Here is a 15,354-nt window from a genome sequence, read left to right as displayed (position 1 = left end):
TCAGGCGTGCGCCGATTCCCAGCCGAGCATCGCCCGCTTGCGGGTGAGGCCCCAATGGTAGCCCGTCAGCGCTCCATTCTTGCCGAGCGCCCGATGGCAGGGCACCACGAAGGAGATCGGGTTTGCCCCGACCGCCGCGCCCACGGCGCGCTGCGCCGTCGGGCTGCCGATATCGTTGGCGATATCGGAATAGGTGACGGCCTTGCCGAACGGGATTTTCAGCAGGCTCTGCCAGACGCGCACCTGGAAGTCCGTGCCGATCAGCACGACGCGCAGCGGCTGATCGGAGGACCATTTGCCGGGTTCGAAGATGCGGGCGGCGTAGGGAACCGTCGCCTGCAGGTCTTCGACATATTCGGCGTTCGGCCAGCGGCAGGTCATATCCTCGAGGCAGGCCCTCTCGTCGCCGGAATCGCTGAAGGCAAGGCCGGCAAGGCCGCGGTCCGTCACCATGATCAGCGCCACGCCGAAGGGGCAGATGTGGAAGCCGTAGCGGATGATGAGACCACCGCCCTTGGCCTTCCATTCGCCGGGCGACATAGCCTCATGGGTGACGAAAAGGTCATGCAGGCGGCTCGGCCCGGAAAGGCCGACCTCGATCGAGGTCTCGAGCAGCGGCATGTCTTCCTTGCGCAGCAGCCGCTTGGCGTGGTCGAGCGTCACCGCTTGCAGGAAGCCTTTGGGCGACAGCCCGGCCCAGCGGGTGAAGGTCTTCTGCAGCTGCGTTGGCGACTGGTTGAGCCGCGCCGCGATCGCCTCCAGCGACGGCTGGTCGCGGTAATCCTCGGTGATGAGTTCGATCACCCGACGGACAATGTCATAATCAGGGCCGTCAGGCGTGATGTCTGTCTGCAGGTTGGCGATCATATTCATCGTCTTTCTCCTTGTAACCAGGAGATAGTCAATAGGCGGTGAGCAAACCACCCGATTCTTGCGTAGCCGCCGGATGGAGCAATGCCAGGACAAGTGCGAAGCGGTTTTCCCAGGCAAAGTGCGAAGCGCTTTTGCCGGGAATTGCGTAAAAACAAAAGCTGGAGCGGTTCTGCGCCTCCGTGAAAAGCTGAACCGCTCTAGCTCAGATCCGCTGCTTGACCGTCGCCAGCGCTCCCTTGAAGGCCTTGGCGAAGCTTTCGCGATCTTCGGGATTGAGGAAGGAGCCGATATCCGTGCGCCGGCCTTCGCCGAAGATATGCATGGAAAGGATGCCGATCTCCTGGTGCCGGCGAACGAGGAAGCGCGTCCAGAACGGATTGAAATGATGTTCCACCATCCGTCCCGAGGGCGCAAACTTGCGCACCGACACGTCCGTGCGCGATACCGTCACCTGTTCGCGCGCTTTCCCGGAGCGGTAATTCAGCCAGAAGGCGCCATAGAGAAGCACGAAATCCAGTCCGAAGAACAAGCCGATCGGCCAGGCCCCCGTCGCGATGAAGAACGTGCCGTAAAACAAGCAGACGGCACCGGATAGGGCAAGCAGCACCTTGAAGCCCCGGCGGCCGAGCGACCGGTGGGGAAAGAGCTCGGCAGCGAAAACAGGCTGCTCATTGAAGCTGTCGGCGTTGCTTTCCATCATGGCTGCCGATTATAGAGTTTCCATGGCGAATCCGAAACTCAAATCCGTTACCAAGACGCCGCAGGACGAGAATGTGATCGCCCGCCGCAAACCGTCGGCAGCGGTGCGCACGGCCTATTCGCTGGCCGAGCGTGAGGAGATCTTCCGCCGCTTCTCGGTGCAGCGGCCGGAACCGAGAGGCGAACTCGAGCACACCAACCCCTTCACGCTTGTCGTCGCCGTGGCACTTTCGGCGCAAGCGACCGATGTTGGCGTCAACAAGGCGACGCGCGCGCTCTTCAAGGTTGCCGATACGCCGGAAAAGATGCTCGATCTCGGCGAAGAGCGGCTGCGCGACTATATCAGGACGATCGGCCTCTACCGCAACAAGGCGAAAAACGTCATCGCGCTCTCGCAGATGCTGGTCGACCAATTCGGCGGCAAGGTGCCGGAAACGCGCGACGAACTGGTGAAATTGCCGGGCGTCGGCCGCAAGACCGCCAATGTCGTGCTTTCCATGGCCTTCAGCCAGGCGACGATGGCCGTCGACACGCACATTTTCCGCATCGCCAATCGCATCAGGCTTGCCCCCGGCAAGACGCCAGACGAGGTCGAGGCGCGGTTGATGAAGGTGATCCCGAACCACTACCTCTATCACGCCCATCACTGGCTGATCCTGCACGGTCGCTACACCTGCAAGGCGCGCCGGCCCGAATGCGAGCGCTGTATCATCGCCGATCTCTGCAAATCGCCGGAGAAGAGTTGGGATGTGCCGGCGCCGCTGGTCGAGCTACCGCCGCAAGTGATCGGCGAGGCCGTCGAGTAGGACAGCGATCGCCTGCTCGTAATGCCGCCTTTTAGCGCCTGTCTCGATCGCGATCGCCGCGCGATCGAAGGCCGCCGATAGCAGCGACGACAGCGGTTCGAGCATAGCGCCGGCCTCCGGAAGCATCGCTGCCAGCCCTGCCCGCAGCGTCGCTTCCGCATTCTCTGCATCGATCGCCGCACTCGCCAGCGGACCGAGAACCGCAGGTGCCTCGATCAGCAGCAGCCGCGTGCGCCCTGGCGCCATCATCGCATCGAAATAGGCCGAGGCACCGGCAATCAGCATGGCACGCGGCGCGTCGCAGGACGCCGAGCGCGCCTCGATCGCCGCGGCCACCGCGCGCGCCTCGCATTCGATAACCGCCCGAAAAAGCGCCTTCTTGTCTTCAAAATGATGGTAGAGCGCGCCACGCGTCACTCCCGCCGCCGCGACGATCTCCGGCGTCGCGGTTTCGGCATAACCTTTCTCGACGAAGAGACGCCGACCGGCATCGATCAGTGCCTGTCTCGTCTGCTCCGTTCTCTCGCGATTGCTGCGGCTCATGCATATCTCTTTACATACAAACAGAATGTATGTTAATAGACAAAAACATACAGATTGTATGTAAACAAAAAAGGAGGAAAAAGAGATGAAATCGACGAGCTATTATCCCGTCATCATGACCGACGACGTTGCCGGCACCGCCAGCTTCTATTGCACGCATTTCGGCTTCAAAGCTCTGTTCGAAAGCGACTGGTATGTTCACCTGCAATCGGCAGAGGAGGAGCATATCGCGCTTGCCATCCTTGACGGCAGCCACGAGACCATCCCGGCCATAGCCCGCGGCAGGGTGTCCGGCCTGCTCCTCAATTTCGAGGTCGCCGATGTCGATGCGATCTATGCCGCCTGCAGGAACGCCGGCCTGCCAATTCTGAGAGAAATCCGCGACGAGGATTTCGGCCAGCGGCATTTCATCACTGCCGATCCGAACGGCGTACTGATCGACATCATCAAGCCGATCCCGCCGAGCGCCGAATTTGCGGCGATGTACGACGCCTCCGCCCTGCCCGGCTGAGCTTTAGTCTAGGCGCGCAAACCGGGATCCTTAGCGGAAATCAGCTTGTGCAGATGCACCATCATGCCGGCGGCAAAAAGCGGCGTCAGAAGATTGACGATCGGGATCGCCAGAAAAAGGGCGATCATCAGCCCGCCGAGAAAGACGGTGGAGGCATGCTTGGCGCGAAAGAGCCGCGCCTCATCCGGCGAACGGAAGCGCATGGCGGCGAATTCGAAGAATTCCCGTCCGAGCAGATAGCCGTTCACCAGAAAGAACGCCACCAGATTGACGCCGGGGATGAACAGCAGCAGCAATGCCACGATATTGCCGAGGATCACCACACCGAGGAACTTGATCGAGCTTGCCATCGCCGGACCGAGCGGCATGGCGGTGCCCGGCGCGTCCTTGGGATAGTCGCGCTTTTCGATGACATCGGCGACGTCGTCGAGAAACAGGCCGGCGATCAGCGCTGTGACCGGCGACAGCAGTAAGGCCAGCATGAGGGCAAGGCCGATACCGGCAAGGATCGCGAAGATGAGAGCGAACCACCCCGCCCAATCCGGCATATCGGGAAAGAAGCTTGTGAGCCAGGGAAAGAGAAAGGCCATGAAGGCCCCGCGCAGCGCGAACCAGAGGCCGACGAGCACGAGGATCGTCAGACCCAGCACCTTCCAGAAGACAGAACGTGTTTCCGATGCGAACAGATTGGCGAGCGAAAGTCGAGCGGCGTCAAGAATCATGTCTCAGGCGTCTCCGGTTGCGCCGAAGATGTAGGAAAGATGCAGGCCACCGACAAGAGAGAATAAAAATTGCATTCAGTAATAGAAAACTTGTCGAAAACTAAATACTAATATAATATTGTGGCATATATGAAATACGCACGGGCCTGAGAAGCAGCTTCCGAAATAGTTGCAAAGACAAGGGGTCGCAACAGCGCATCCACGGAACGCCTCTGAGGAAGACGGGGAGGCTAACGTGGAAGACTTTGTGCAAAAACTCAGGCAATACGCAAAAACCGGCACACCGGCCGAGCGCCGTATCGCGAAATATTTCACCGAACATCTGAACGACCTGCCGTTCGAGACGGCTGCGTCCGTTGCCGACAGGCTGGATCTCTCGCCGATGACCGTCGGGCGCTTCCTGCGCGCGCTCGGTTATCAGGGATTGGACAGCGTCAAGGTGGAGATTCGCGAGACCGTCACGACATCGCCGGCGCAGTTGCAGAGCGCCATGAGCGAGCTGCATGCCGACGCCGCGGAGGGCAAACCGCTCGCCGTGCTGGTTGCCGAACAGATCCAGGCCCTCCATCATATCTATCATCTGACGGCGCAGCCGAACTGGTCGGAAGCCGTCGGCTTGATCAGCACGGCCCGCGAAGTGTCGATCGCCACGCATGCGCGGCTCGCAAGCCTGGCCAATCACTTCTGCCAGCGGCTGACGCAAGCCCGCGACGGCGTGCGCACACTCGACGCCGCCGACAACCGTTTTGCGGAACTCTTCGCCCGGCTGGCGGTCGACGACGCGCTGCTTGTCATCATTGACTGTCGTCGCTTCGCCAAGGCGCGGCTGCTTGCTCGGACGGCGCGGCGCTACGGCTATAAGGTCGTGCTCATTTCACCGCAGCAAGCGGACTGGATGGCGGACCAGTCGAACGTCATGCTGCCTCTGCCGCCCGCTCGCGCCCCCGATCTCGACAATCTTCCGCCGCTGATCGCACTGCTCGATTGCCTGTCGGAATCCGTCATCCTCCAAGTCGGAGAAGAGGCGGCCCTTCGCCGCCGCCGCATGATGGAATTCGCAACCGTCCTCGGCGAGACGGCGAATCACTAATTTAAAAGGTTATGCGCAGATTCAAAGTGATGGAGCGTCCTTAGAGCGGCGCTCTATTGCATCGTTTCCAATTCGGCGCGGTGCCGGTGCATGGCGAGAAGTCGGCGGTAGTCGCGGTCGTAGAGCGCCTGCTTCGCCTGGTCGGGAAGCCGTTCGTCGGCGCCCGGATACATCGCCGCGCCGGCCGCCGCCAGATCCTTGTACAAGCCGCAGGCGACGGAGGCTGCGATCGCCGTGCCGAGCAGCACTGCCTCGTTCATCTTCGGCACCACGACCTTGCAGCCGGTCGCATCGCTATAAAGCTCCATCAGCACCGGGTTTTTCACATGCCCGCCAGCGATATGCAGCGTATTGGGCATGTAGCCGTATTCCTTCATCATTTCCAGGATATGGCGGATGCCGAGCGCAATCCCCACCGCAGAGCGCCAATAGAGCGCGCAGAGCCCATCGAAGGACGTATCGAGCGTCAGCCCGCTGACGACGCCGACCGCATGCGGATCGGCGAGCGGCGAGCGGTTGCCATGGAAATCCGGCAGCACGAAGATCCGCGCACCGAAGGCATCCCCCTCCTCGGCCCGCAATTCGGCGATGCGCGCGACGATCCTCTGATGCAGCGCCGCCGTCGGCTCACCGCCGGCCGCATGCATGCGCACGATATGGTCGAGCAGCGCGCCGGTCGCCGATTGCCCGGCCTCCACCAGCCAGGATTGCGGGAAGACAGCCTCGTAATAGGGACCCCACATGCCATGGCTCGGCTTGCGCTCCCGCGAGAAGGTAACGATGCAGCTCGACGTGCCGGCAATCAGCGCCAGTTGGTGCTCGCGTTTGACAGGATCTGCGGCATAGCCGCCGAGCGCGCCGAGTGCGCCGGCATAGGCGTCGATCATCCCGGCAGCGACACAGCAGTCCACAGTCAGCCCCAGCGCTTCCGCCGCTTGCTCGGTCAGCCGGCCGACGCTGTCTCCGACAGGCGTGGTCTCATCCGGCAGGTGGCCGCGCGCCTGAAGGTCCTCGAGGCCGATCTGCTCCAGGAAGTCCTGCTGCCAGCCCTTTTCAAGATGGGCGAGATAGTTCCATTTCGCCGTCAGGGTGCAGCGCGAACGGGCGGGCGATCCGGTCGATTTCCACGTCAAAAAATCGGCGAGATCGAAGAAGTAGCCGGCCTTTTCCCATGTGGCGGGCAGCTTTTTCTTCAGCCACATCAGCTTCGGCATTTCCATTTCCGGCGACATCACGTGGCCGGAATGTTCGAGCACCCTGTGCCCCGTCGCCGTGCAGAAATCGGCTTCCTTCAGCGCCCGGTGATCGAGCCAGACGATCGTGTCGAAACGCCTCTCGCCGCCTGTGGAAACGCTGAGCTGCCGGCCCTCGAGGTCCCGGACGACGAGCGAACAGGTGGCGTCGAAGCCGATCGCTCCGACCGAGGCGGCGGCGATGCCGGATTGCTCCATCGCCCTGCGCACTGCCGTGCAGGCGGCCGACCAGATGTCTTCGGAATCGTGCTCGGCATGGTTTTCGCGCGGCCGGTTCATCACGATCGGATGCTCGGCCTTGGCGAGCAGACGGCCGCGTGCATCGAAGACGCCGGCGCGCGCGCTGCCCGTGCCGATATCCACCGCAACCACATGATCACGCATCAAGTCTTGGTCCCGTCCAGCTTATGGTTGCGGACAAGGTGTATCAAATCCGGCATGGCGTCAAACACCACTTCCGGCGAGAGGCGGTCGAGTTCGGCACGGTATCCGGCGAAATTGGCGTGTGATCCGCCGGTGAAGGCAAAGACCGTCATGCCTGCCGCCTTGGCGGCGGCAATGCCGGCCGGGCTGTCTTCGACGACAAGGCAATGAGCCGGCTCGACCTGCATTTCACGCGCCGCATGCAGGAACAGATCGGGCGCCGGTTTGCCGCGCTTGACCATCGTTGCGCTGAAGATGTCGGGCAGCTTGTCGAGAAGCCCGGTCACCGACAGTGACAACCGGATTCGTTCCATCTGGCTGGAGGAGGCAACGCAGCAGCGAATGCCAAGCCCATCGATCGCCGCGGCGATACCGTCGATCGGCTTCAGTTCCGTGCGAAAACGGGCGTAGAGTTCGATGCGGATACGCTCGAGGAATTCCTCGTCGGCATGGACGTTGAATTCGGTTTCCAGCGTATCGATGAGGGTCGACAGGCTGCGGCCGAGAAAACGCTCATAAGCCTGGTCCTCGGTGATCGAGACGCCGAGATCGTTCATCGCCCCGACGAGCACGCTGATCGAGATCGGCTCGCTGTCGACGAGTACCCCATCGCAATCGAAGATGACCAGCCGTGTTTCAGCATCAGCCATGGAAGACCCAACCTGAGTTCAATTCGGACGCGTTACCGTCCCGCTTCACTCGCAAGGCCGGATGAATGGCAGCAATAGATACCGCCATCCGGATTCCTTACACTGCGAGCTTGCCGTCGAGATAGAGCTGTAGCGTCTCCCGTGTGCCCTTTTCCCACAGGGTTTTGAGAGCATGGGCGAAACGCTTGCGGAAAAGTTCGGACTTCGCCACTTCGCCGAAAATATCGTCGAAGACGAGGAAGGCCGAAGGATCGTCCTTGGCTTTCAGCGCTGCGGCATGCAGGCGCTCTGCGCTCGCATCGTTGAAGACGATATCCTTGCCGCTGTCGGTCTTGCCGGCGAAATAACGGCACCAGAGTGCTGAAACCAGCGCCAGGCCGACAACGTCCCGGCCCTGGCGAAGATTGTCGAGCGTCGACGGCAGGATGAATTTCGGTTGGCGGTTCGAGCCGTCCTGCGCCAGCCGCGGAATGGTGTCGGCAATCTTCGGATTGAGCAGGCGATGTTCGATCAGCGCAAAATAATCCGTCAGCGACGTGTTCGGCACCGGCGGTACGATCGGAATGATTTCGTCTTTCTCGAGTTTGGCGAGGAAGGCGCGAATCAACGGGTCTTCCATGGAATCATGCACGAAATGAATGTCCATCAGCGCCGCCGGATAGGCGATCGCGGCATGCCCGCCGTTGAGGATGCGGATCTTCATATGCTCGTAAGGCGTGACATCGGCAACGAAGGTGACGCCGACCTTTTCCAGCGCCGGCCGGCCGGCGGTGAACTTATCCTCGAGCACCCATTGCTTGAATTCCTCGCAATAGACCGGCCAACTGTCCTCGATCTCGAAATTGTCCCTGAGGAAATCGATCTCGCGCTGGCTGGTCGCCGGCGTGATTCGGTCGACCATGGCGTTCGGGAAGGCGACATTCGCCCGGATCCAGTCGGCAAAGGCGGGGTCCGAAAGTGCCGCCGTACCGACCACGGCATTGGCGGTGACGATTCCATTATGGGGAATGTTGTCGCAGGACATGACGGTGAAGGGCTTAATGCCCTTGTCCTTGCGCGCCTTCAGGCCGGCGACGATCAGGCCGAACACCGTCTTCGGCGCGTTGGGGTTCTCTCCGTCTGCAGCGATCGCCGGATGGGCTGGATTGAACGTGCCTGATGCATCGATGAAGTAACCGCCCTCGGTGATCGTCATCGAAACGATGCGGATTTCGGGGTCGGCAAGCCTGCCGATGATCGCAGCGGCATCGCCGACCGGCAGGATGTCGATCATCGGCGCGGTGACGCGCGCCGCGGTCTTATTATTGTCCTGTTCGACGACTGTCGTCAGGAAATCCTGCGCCGCAAGCTTTTCGCGCATTGCGGCATCCGACGGCAGCACGCCGGCGCCGACGATCGCCCAGTCGTGATCCGTGCCCGCGTTGAAGAGATCGTCGAGATAGATCGCCTGATGGGCACGGTGGAAGTTGCCGACGCCGAAGTGCACGATGCCGGCTTTCAGCGACGCCCTGTCATATCCAGGGATGGCGGCAGTGCGCGCCACATCCGAAAGCGTTGCCAGCGATAGTTTGCACGTCATATTTCAGTCCTCTTGAAGGTCTTGCCGAGACGGCCGGGGCGCCATCGCCCGGCTCGCATGCCTGCCCCCAGCCCGGCCGCCTGCCTCAGATGGCAAGGCCGCCCTCGTTGAATTTATGAATACGCGAACGGTCCGGCGTCAGGAAGACGGTATCGCCCGCTTTGGCGGCGAAGTCGCCGCTGCCGCGCGCCGTCAGCATGCCGATCCCCTCGGCATCGATATGCAGGAAGGTGTCGGAACCGAGATGTTCGGCGACCACGACCCTGCCCTTCCAGTCGCCGCTTTCCATCGACAGCAGCACATGCTCGGGCCGGACGCCGATGGTATGGGCGTTGAGCGCGGCGGCGTTTTGGCCGGTGATGAAGTTCATCTTCGGCGATCCGATGAAGCCGGCGACGAAGAGGTTGCGCGGGCGGCCGTAGAGTTCGAGCGGCGAGCCGACCTGCTCGATATTGCCCCTGTTCAGGACGACGATCTTGTCGGCCATGGTCATGGCTTCCACCTGGTCGTGGGTGACGTAGACCATCGTCGTCTTCAACTGCTGGTGCAACTCGCTGATTTCGAGGCGCATGTTGACGCGCAGCGCGGCATCGAGGTTCGACAGCGGTTCGTCGAACAGGAAGGCCGAAGGCTGGCGCACGATGGCGCGGCCGATCGCCACACGCTGGCGCTGGCCGCCCGACAGCTGGCGTGGCTTGCGCTCAAGATAGTCGGTGAGGTTGAGCACCCGGGCGGCATCGCTCACCTTGCGATCGATCTCCGCCTTGTCGATGCCGGCCATCTTCAGCGGGAAGGCGATGTTGTTGCGCACGCTCATATGCGGATAAAGCGCATAGGACTGGAACACCATGGCAAGGCCGCGCTCAGACGGCGCCTTTTCGGTGGCGTCCCTGCCGTCGATGACGATCTTGCCGCCGGAGACGTCCTCAAGCCCGGCGATCAGCCGGAGCAGCGTGGATTTGCCGCAACCCGACGGGCCGACGAAGACGACGAACTCGCCGTCCTTGATGTCGAGATCGATCGAAGGGATGACCTTGGCTTCGCCGAAGACCTTGGAAACCTTCTGAAGGGTAATGCTGCCCATGTTTCTCTCCCTTTTATGTTATTTCACGGCGCCGAAGGTCAGGCCGCGGACGAGTTGTTTCTGGCTGAACCAGCCAAGGATCAGGATCGGCGCGATCGCCATCGTCGATGCCGCCGAGAGCTTGGCGTAAAACAGGCCCTCGGGGCTGGAATAGGAGGCGATGAAGGCCGTCAGCGGTGCTGCCTTCGAGGCGGTGAGGTTGAGCGTCCAGAACGCCTCGTTCCAGGCAAGGATAATGTTCAAGAGCAGTGTCGAGGCTATGCCCGGCACCGCCATCGGCGTCAGCACGTAAACGATCTCCTTCATCAGCGACGCCCCATCCATGCGCGCCGCCTCGAGGATCTCGCCGGGGATTTCCTTGAAGTAGGTGTAGAGCATCCAGACGATGATCGGCAGGTTGATCAGCGTCAGCACGATCACCAGGCCGGTACGCGTGTCGAGCAGGCCAAAATTCCGGAACATCAGGTAGATCGGGATCAGCGCCCCGACCGGCGGCATCATCTTGGTCGACAGCATCCACATCAGCACGTCCTTGGTCCGCTTGGTCGGCGAAAACGCCATCGCCCAGGCGGCAGGAATGGCAATGATCAGGCCGATCAGCGTCGAGCCGAAGGAGATGATCACCGAGTTCATGAAGTGGCCGAGATAGTTCGACCGGCTCTGCACCTCCGCGTAGTTCTCCATCGTCCAGTGGAAGAACAGGAACTGCGGCGGCGAGGCGATGGCGTCGGCTTCCGACTTGAAGCTGGTGAGAAACGTCCAGAGAATCGGGAAGAAGATCAGGATGCCGAGCGTCCAGGCGATCGCGGTGACGATGAGCTTGCGCTTGGTTGTGACTTTTCTGGCCATCTCAAGCCTCCAGATTCTTGCCGACGAGGCGCACGAGGAAGATCGCGACGATATTGGCGAGGATAACCGCGACGATCCCGCCGGCCGATGCGCCGCCGATATCGAACTGCAGCAGCGCCTGGGCATAGACGAGATAGGTGAGGTTGGTGCTGTCGGTGCCCGGCCCGCCATTGGTGGTGACGAGGATTTCGGCGAAGACCGAAAGCAGGAAGATCGTCTGGATCAGGATCACCACGGTGATGGCGCGGGCCATGTGCGGCAGGATGATGTAGATGAATTTCGAGATCGGCCCGGCGCCGTCCATCTCGGAGGCTTCCTTCTGCTCCTCGTCGAGCGACTGCAGCGCCGTCAGCATGATGAGGGTGGCAAACGGCAGCCATTGCCAGGCGACGATCAGAATGACGGAAAACAGCGGCGCATTCGCCAGCCAGTCGATCGGCTGCAGGCCGAGCGCCTTGGCAAGATGAGCAAACAACCCGTTGACCGGGTTCATGAACATGTTCTTCCAGACCAGCGCCGCCACCGTCGGCATGACGAAGAACGGCGCAATCACCAGGATGCGCACGATGCCTTGGCCATACATCGGCTGGTCGAGCAGCAGCGCAAAGGCGATGCCGCCGATGACGGTGATCAACAACACGCCGGCAACAAGCAGCAGCGTGTTGATCAGCGCGGCGAAGAAAGCCGGATCCGTCAGGAAGTACTGATAGTTCAGAAAACCGACGAAGCTTTCCATGCCGGGGCTGAGCAGATTGTAGTTCAGCAGCGAGAAATAGATCGTCATCGCCAGCGGGACGATCATCCATGCAAAGAGGAGCAGCACGGAGGGCGCAATCATCAGGCGCGCGGAGGAGCGGGTATGTAACGTTGCCATGGCAATCACCGATCTGGACTGAAGCGGGGAGCGGCCGCAAGGCAGCTTGTCTGGAAAAAAGCGGCCGCCGATGCAGTTCGGGCAATCGGCGGCCCAGAGAGGCGGATTGTCAAGGATCCGCCTCTTGCTCGGGAGGTTTTATTTAATGTAGCCGGCCTTGGTCATTTCGCGGGTGGCCAGCTGCTGTGCGCTCTGCAACGCCTGGTCGACCGAAAGCTGGCCGGCAAGGGCTGCCGAGAACTGCTGGCCGATCGCCGTGCCGATGCCCTGGAATTCCGGGATCGCCACGAACTGGACGCCGACATAGGGGACCGGCTTGACGGTCGGCTTGCTCGGATCGGCCGCGTTGATCGAGTCGATTGTCGTCTTGGCGAAGGGAGCCGCCTTCTGGTACTCGGCATTCGCATAGAGCGAGCTGCGGGTGCCCGGAGGTGCGTTCAGCCAGCCTTCCTTCTCGGCAACGAGGTTGGTGTAATCCTTGCTCGTGGCCCAGGCGACGAACTTCTCGGCGGCTTCAGCCTTTTGCGAACCTGCCGGGATGGCAAGGCTCCAGGCCCACAGCCAGTTGCCGCGCTTGCCGAGACCCTTGTCGGGAGCCAGCGCAAAGCCGACCTTGTCGGCGACGGTCGATTCCTTCGGGTTGCTGACGAAGGATGCGGCAACGGTGGCATCGATCCACATGCCGCACTTGCCGGTCTGGAAGAGCGCCAGGTTCTCGTTAAAGCCGTTGGAGGAAGCGCCCGGAGGGCCGGCATCCTTCATCAGCTTGACGTAGAAGTCGAGCGTGTCCTTCCACTCCGGTTGATCGAACTGCGGCTTCCAGTTTTCATCGAACCAGCGGGCGCCGAAGGAGTTGGACATGGCCGTCAGGAAGGCCATGTTCTCGCCCCAGCCGGCCTTGCCGCGCAGGCAGATGCCGTAGACTTCCTTGTCCTTGTCGGTGATCTTGCGGGCAGCGTCGGCAATGAAGTCCCAGGTCGGGGCGTCCGGCATCTTCAGGCCGGCAGCATCGAACAGGTCCTTGCGGTACATGACCATCGAGCTTTCGCCGTAAAACGGCGCCGCATAGAGCTTGCCGTCCATGGTCAGACCGCTGCGGATCGCCGGCAGCAGGTCGTCGACGTCGTAATTGGCGCCGAGATTGTCGAGCGGTACCAGCCAGCCCTGCTTTGCCCAGATCGGAACTTCATAGGTGCCGATCGTCAAGACGTCGTACTGGCCGCCCTTGGTCGCGATGTCGGTCGTGACCTTCTGGCGCAGCACGTTCTCTTCGAGGGTGACCCACTCAAGGTCGATGCCGGGATTCTTCGCCTTGAAATCATCCGTCAGCTTCTGCATCCGGATCATGTCGCCGTTGTTCACGGTTGCGATTGTCAGCGTCTCGGCCGAAGCCATGCCGGCAAACGCCAGTGCTGAGCAGGCGCCCAGCAGAAAAGTTTTCAATGTCATAATCTTCCTCCCAGAAGATGGGGTGTGAGCATTCGCTTCGCTCATGGGCAATTACTCAACAAACGATAAAGAATGTCAATCGGCAATCGTTGCTGCGATGCCGAAGAGAATACTCATCCAATTGATTTAACTATGATATTTTTTGCTCAATTCCTGAGCAAAAACTCAGCAGTCTCTTCATCGGTGATCAAAGCATTGATTTGATGGCCGACAACGGCAGCCCTGATCGCCTTGAATTTACGCTTGCCCTTGGCCAGCCCAATGACCATCGACGCGTCGCGGGACGGGATCGGCGCCGACGCGACGCGCTCGTTGATCGGGTTGTCGATCAACCTGCCGTCGACATCGAAGATCCAGCCGCAGATTTCGCCGACGGCACCCCCACGCATCAGCTCCATCATCTCGTCCTTCTCCAGAAAACCGTCGACGCAGAGCGGCCCATCGATGCCGAGCTCGCCGATACCGACGAAGGTGACATCGGCTTGCGCGCTCATGTTAAGCGTTGAGCGCACCAGCTGTTGGCCATGCAGCAGCTCGCGCTCCTCCGCCGAGGTGACGAGCACCGGCAGCGGCATCGGATAGTGTCGCGCCTTCACGGCATCGGCCATGCTGAAGATGACGTTGTAATAGGCCGCCGATCCGTCCGGGGCGATATTGCCGGTCAGCGAAACGATACGGTGATTGGGACATTCGATCGCCGGAAGCTGGTCGACGGCCGCCTTCAGCGTGCGGCCGGTCCCGATGGCAAGCACGATCGGCTCGGCCCGTTTCAGCCACCGCTCGATCTCGGCAGCGGCCGCCTCGGCGATACCGACCGTCGTCGACGACGACGCGGGATCGCTCGGCACCACCTCCACATGTTTCAGCCCGAATTTCCGCCGCAGCTGACTGCCGAGCTCCAGGCAGGCGGCGATCGGATGATCGAGCCGCACCTTGATCAGGCGCTCGGCGACCGCCAGCGACACCAGCCGCTGCGCCGATTGCCGTGAGATGCCCATAGCAGCGGCGATTTCATCCTGCGTACGCCCGGCGACATAATAGAGCCAGCCGGCACGCGCTGCGTCATCGAGCCGTGCAGGGGTCTCGGATCTTTTTACCATCAATGCCTACCGCGCAAAGTGAGCCGGCGTGCCGCCGCCGAACATGATTTCGAGTCTCTATCGCGCCAGATCAAAACAAAATTCCGGCAAATGTCGAGCCTGTTGCAAAGAGCCTCGCCAAATAACCGTCATCATTGGGGCAAACCCGCTCAGGCAAACCATTGCACGACGATATAGATCGCTGCCTTCACGAGACCGTAAATCACCCCGCCGGCGATGACCAGCGACACGGCCGTCATCACGAAGCCGATGAGCGCGAAGAGCCCGTCACGGCCCAAGATGCCGAACGCGAAGACCGAGATCGTGACCGCCGGCAGGATGTTGCCGAGCGGGACCGGCAGCAGCAGCACGATCGACAGCAGCAGGCATGCCGCCCCGGCGAGATACTCCGCCGGCGGTTCGGCGAAGATCGCAAGCCGCGGCTTCAGCATGCGCTCGGCCCAGGCGAGCCAGCGGTGGATGCGGCCGACGATGGTCTCGAAATCCTCCCGGAGCATCGAACGGTTGGCAATCACCTTCGGAAGCCAGGGTTTCAGCCCGAAGGTCAGCTGCGCCGCCAGGAAGACCAAGGGCGCGCCGAGCACGGCCGAGGTGCCCGGCGGAGTGGGAAAGGCGTTCGGCAGCGCGAAGATCAGCATCAGCGCGCTGATCGCCCTGTCGCCCATCGTGTCGAACAGATCGCCGATCGAGATCCGCTCGCGGCTCTGGTCGGCGGCCATCTGCCGCAAAATGGATGAGAGGCGACGGCCTTTGGGACGTGGTCTTCGGCTTCTGCGTCTGTCGGTGTCGGCGTTTTCGATCGTCATGATACCAGTGGATGATGGAATTGCAGGCTCGGATTTTGGCCGT

General features: G+C 61.4%; 16 protein-coding genes. 3 read left to right on the top strand and 13 right to left on the bottom strand.

Features of this window, described 5'->3' with window-relative positions; genetic code table 11:
• Together OIU37_RS29490 and OIU37_RS29485 are read right to left on the bottom strand one after the other, a co-directional pair.
• Entirely contained in the window at positions 1-873 is an 873-nt protein-coding gene (locus OIU37_RS29490; protein WP_012759061.1) for a methylated-DNA--[protein]-cysteine S-methyltransferase, read from the bottom strand.
• 202 nt (positions 874-1,075) lie between these two features.
• Positions 1,076-1,573, bottom strand: a complete 498-nt coding sequence (locus tag OIU37_RS29485; protein ID WP_182209152.1) for a DUF2244 domain-containing protein — start codon at positions 1,571-1,573, stop codon at positions 1,076-1,078.
• Here OIU37_RS29485 and nth point away from each other — a divergent pair.
• Complete coding sequence (nth, locus tag OIU37_RS29480) at positions 1,572-2,378, top strand: endonuclease III (protein WP_182209151.1); 807 nt, start codon at positions 1,572-1,574, stop codon at positions 2,376-2,378. The two genes, OIU37_RS29485 and nth, sit on opposite strands and share 2 nt — an antisense overlap.
• Here the strand turns inward: nth and OIU37_RS29475 are convergent.
• Complete coding sequence (locus OIU37_RS29475; protein ID WP_264259458.1) at positions 2,343-2,921, bottom strand: TetR/AcrR family transcriptional regulator; 579 nt, start codon at positions 2,919-2,921, stop codon at positions 2,343-2,345. The two genes, nth and OIU37_RS29475, sit on opposite strands and share 36 nt — an antisense overlap.
• Positions 2,922-3,006: 85 nt before the next feature.
• Here OIU37_RS29475 and OIU37_RS29470 point away from each other — a divergent pair, with 85 nt between their 5' ends.
• Positions 3,007-3,432, top strand: a complete 426-nt coding sequence (locus OIU37_RS29470; RefSeq protein WP_182209149.1) for a VOC family protein — start codon at positions 3,007-3,009, stop codon at positions 3,430-3,432.
• An 8-nt stretch (positions 3,433-3,440) separates the two neighbouring features.
• Here OIU37_RS29470 and OIU37_RS29465 read toward each other — a convergent pair whose 3' ends face one another.
• Complete coding sequence (locus tag OIU37_RS29465; protein ID WP_182209148.1) at positions 3,441-4,154, bottom strand: sulfate transporter family protein; 714 nt, start codon at positions 4,152-4,154, stop codon at positions 3,441-3,443.
• Between the two features lie 235 nt (positions 4,155-4,389).
• Here OIU37_RS29465 and OIU37_RS29460 point away from each other — a divergent pair, with 235 nt between their 5' ends.
• The gene (locus OIU37_RS29460; RefSeq protein WP_171605697.1) at positions 4,390-5,244 is read left to right on the top strand and encodes a MurR/RpiR family transcriptional regulator; all 855 of its coding nucleotides are present in this window, start codon (positions 4,390-4,392) and stop codon (positions 5,242-5,244) included.
• Positions 5,245-5,297: 53 nt separating this feature from the next.
• Here OIU37_RS29460 and OIU37_RS29455 read toward each other — a convergent pair whose 3' ends face one another.
• From OIU37_RS29455 to OIU37_RS29415, 9 genes are all read right to left on the bottom strand, one after another.
• On the bottom strand, positions 5,298-6,881 hold the full coding sequence (locus tag OIU37_RS29455) for an FGGY-family carbohydrate kinase (RefSeq protein WP_264259457.1): 1,584 nt from the start codon (positions 6,879-6,881) through the stop codon (positions 5,298-5,300).
• Complete coding sequence (locus OIU37_RS29450; RefSeq protein WP_182209146.1) at positions 6,881-7,570, bottom strand: HAD family phosphatase; 690 nt, start codon at positions 7,568-7,570, stop codon at positions 6,881-6,883. The genes OIU37_RS29455 and OIU37_RS29450 overlap by 1 nt, the downstream gene beginning before the upstream one ends.
• Before the next feature lie 97 nt (positions 7,571-7,667).
• Complete coding sequence (locus OIU37_RS29445) at positions 7,668-9,149, bottom strand: mannitol dehydrogenase family protein (RefSeq protein WP_264259455.1); 1,482 nt, start codon at positions 9,147-9,149, stop codon at positions 7,668-7,670.
• An 85-nt stretch (positions 9,150-9,234) separates the two neighbouring features.
• On the bottom strand, positions 9,235-10,233 hold the full coding sequence (locus OIU37_RS29440) for an ABC transporter ATP-binding protein (RefSeq protein WP_180696202.1): 999 nt from the start codon (positions 10,231-10,233) through the stop codon (positions 9,235-9,237).
• Positions 10,234-10,251: 18 nt separating this feature from the next.
• Entirely contained in the window at positions 10,252-11,082 is an 831-nt protein-coding gene (locus tag OIU37_RS29435; protein ID WP_182209144.1) for a carbohydrate ABC transporter permease, read from the bottom strand.
• Between the two features lies 1 nt (position 11,083).
• On the bottom strand, positions 11,084-11,956 hold the full coding sequence (locus tag OIU37_RS29430) for a carbohydrate ABC transporter permease (protein WP_017989489.1): 873 nt from the start codon (positions 11,954-11,956) through the stop codon (positions 11,084-11,086).
• 138 nt (positions 11,957-12,094) lie between these two features.
• Positions 12,095-13,405, bottom strand: coding sequence for a sugar ABC transporter substrate-binding protein (locus tag OIU37_RS29425; protein ID WP_182209143.1), 1,311 nt, complete (start codon positions 13,403-13,405; stop codon positions 12,095-12,097).
• A gap of 146 nt (positions 13,406-13,551) precedes the next feature.
• Complete coding sequence (locus tag OIU37_RS29420; RefSeq protein WP_028742348.1) at positions 13,552-14,505, bottom strand: sugar-binding transcriptional regulator; 954 nt, start codon at positions 14,503-14,505, stop codon at positions 13,552-13,554.
• Between the two features lie 149 nt (positions 14,506-14,654).
• Entirely contained in the window at positions 14,655-15,233 is a 579-nt protein-coding gene (locus tag OIU37_RS29415; protein WP_264259708.1) for an exopolysaccharide biosynthesis protein, read from the bottom strand.
• Positions 15,234-15,354 lie beyond the last annotated feature (121 nt).

It is taken from the genome of Rhizobium sp. BT-226, from assembly GCF_025847085.2.
Lineage (GTDB): Bacteria > Pseudomonadota > Alphaproteobacteria > Rhizobiales > Rhizobiaceae > Rhizobium > Rhizobium sophorae.
The sequence above is the reverse complement of the archived record's forward strand: the minus strand, read 5'-3'. Positions and strand labels throughout refer to the sequence as shown.

Bases quoted from the DNA above. Each gene is read 5' to 3' on its own strand.
- OIU37_RS29490 (WP_012759061.1), bottom strand. From the start codon at position 873: ATGAATATGATCGCCAACCTGCAGACAGACATCACGCCTGACGGCCCT.
- nth (WP_182209151.1), top strand. From the start codon at position 1,572: ATGGCTGCCGATTATAGAGTTTCCATGGCGAATCCGAAACTCAAATCC.
- OIU37_RS29485 (WP_182209152.1), bottom strand. From the start codon at position 1,573: ATGATGGAAAGCAACGCCGACAGCTTCAATGAGCAGCCTGTTTTCGCT.
- OIU37_RS29475 (WP_264259458.1), bottom strand. From the start codon at position 2,921: ATGAGCCGCAGCAATCGCGAGAGAACGGAGCAGACGAGACAGGCACTG.
- OIU37_RS29470 (WP_182209149.1), top strand. From the start codon at position 3,007: ATGAAATCGACGAGCTATTATCCCGTCATCATGACCGACGACGTTGCC.
- OIU37_RS29465 (WP_182209148.1), bottom strand. From the start codon at position 4,154: ATGATTCTTGACGCCGCTCGACTTTCGCTCGCCAATCTGTTCGCATCG.
- OIU37_RS29455 (WP_264259457.1), bottom strand. From the start codon at position 6,881: ATGCGTGATCATGTGGTTGCGGTGGATATCGGCACGGGCAGCGCGCGC.
- OIU37_RS29450 (WP_182209146.1), bottom strand. From the start codon at position 7,570: ATGGCTGATGCTGAAACACGGCTGGTCATCTTCGATTGCGATGGGGTA.
- OIU37_RS29445 (WP_264259455.1), bottom strand. From the start codon at position 9,149: ATGACGTGCAAACTATCGCTGGCAACGCTTTCGGATGTGGCGCGCACT.
- OIU37_RS29440 (WP_180696202.1), bottom strand. From the start codon at position 10,233: ATGGGCAGCATTACCCTTCAGAAGGTTTCCAAGGTCTTCGGCGAAGCC.
- OIU37_RS29435 (WP_182209144.1), bottom strand. From the start codon at position 11,082: ATGGCCAGAAAAGTCACAACCAAGCGCAAGCTCATCGTCACCGCGATC.
- OIU37_RS29430 (WP_017989489.1), bottom strand. From the start codon at position 11,956: ATGGCAACGTTACATACCCGCTCCTCCGCGCGCCTGATGATTGCGCCC.
- OIU37_RS29425 (WP_182209143.1), bottom strand. From the start codon at position 13,405: ATGACATTGAAAACTTTTCTGCTGGGCGCCTGCTCAGCACTGGCGTTT.
- OIU37_RS29420 (WP_028742348.1), bottom strand. From the start codon at position 14,505: ATGGTAAAAAGATCCGAGACCCCTGCACGGCTCGATGACGCAGCGCGT.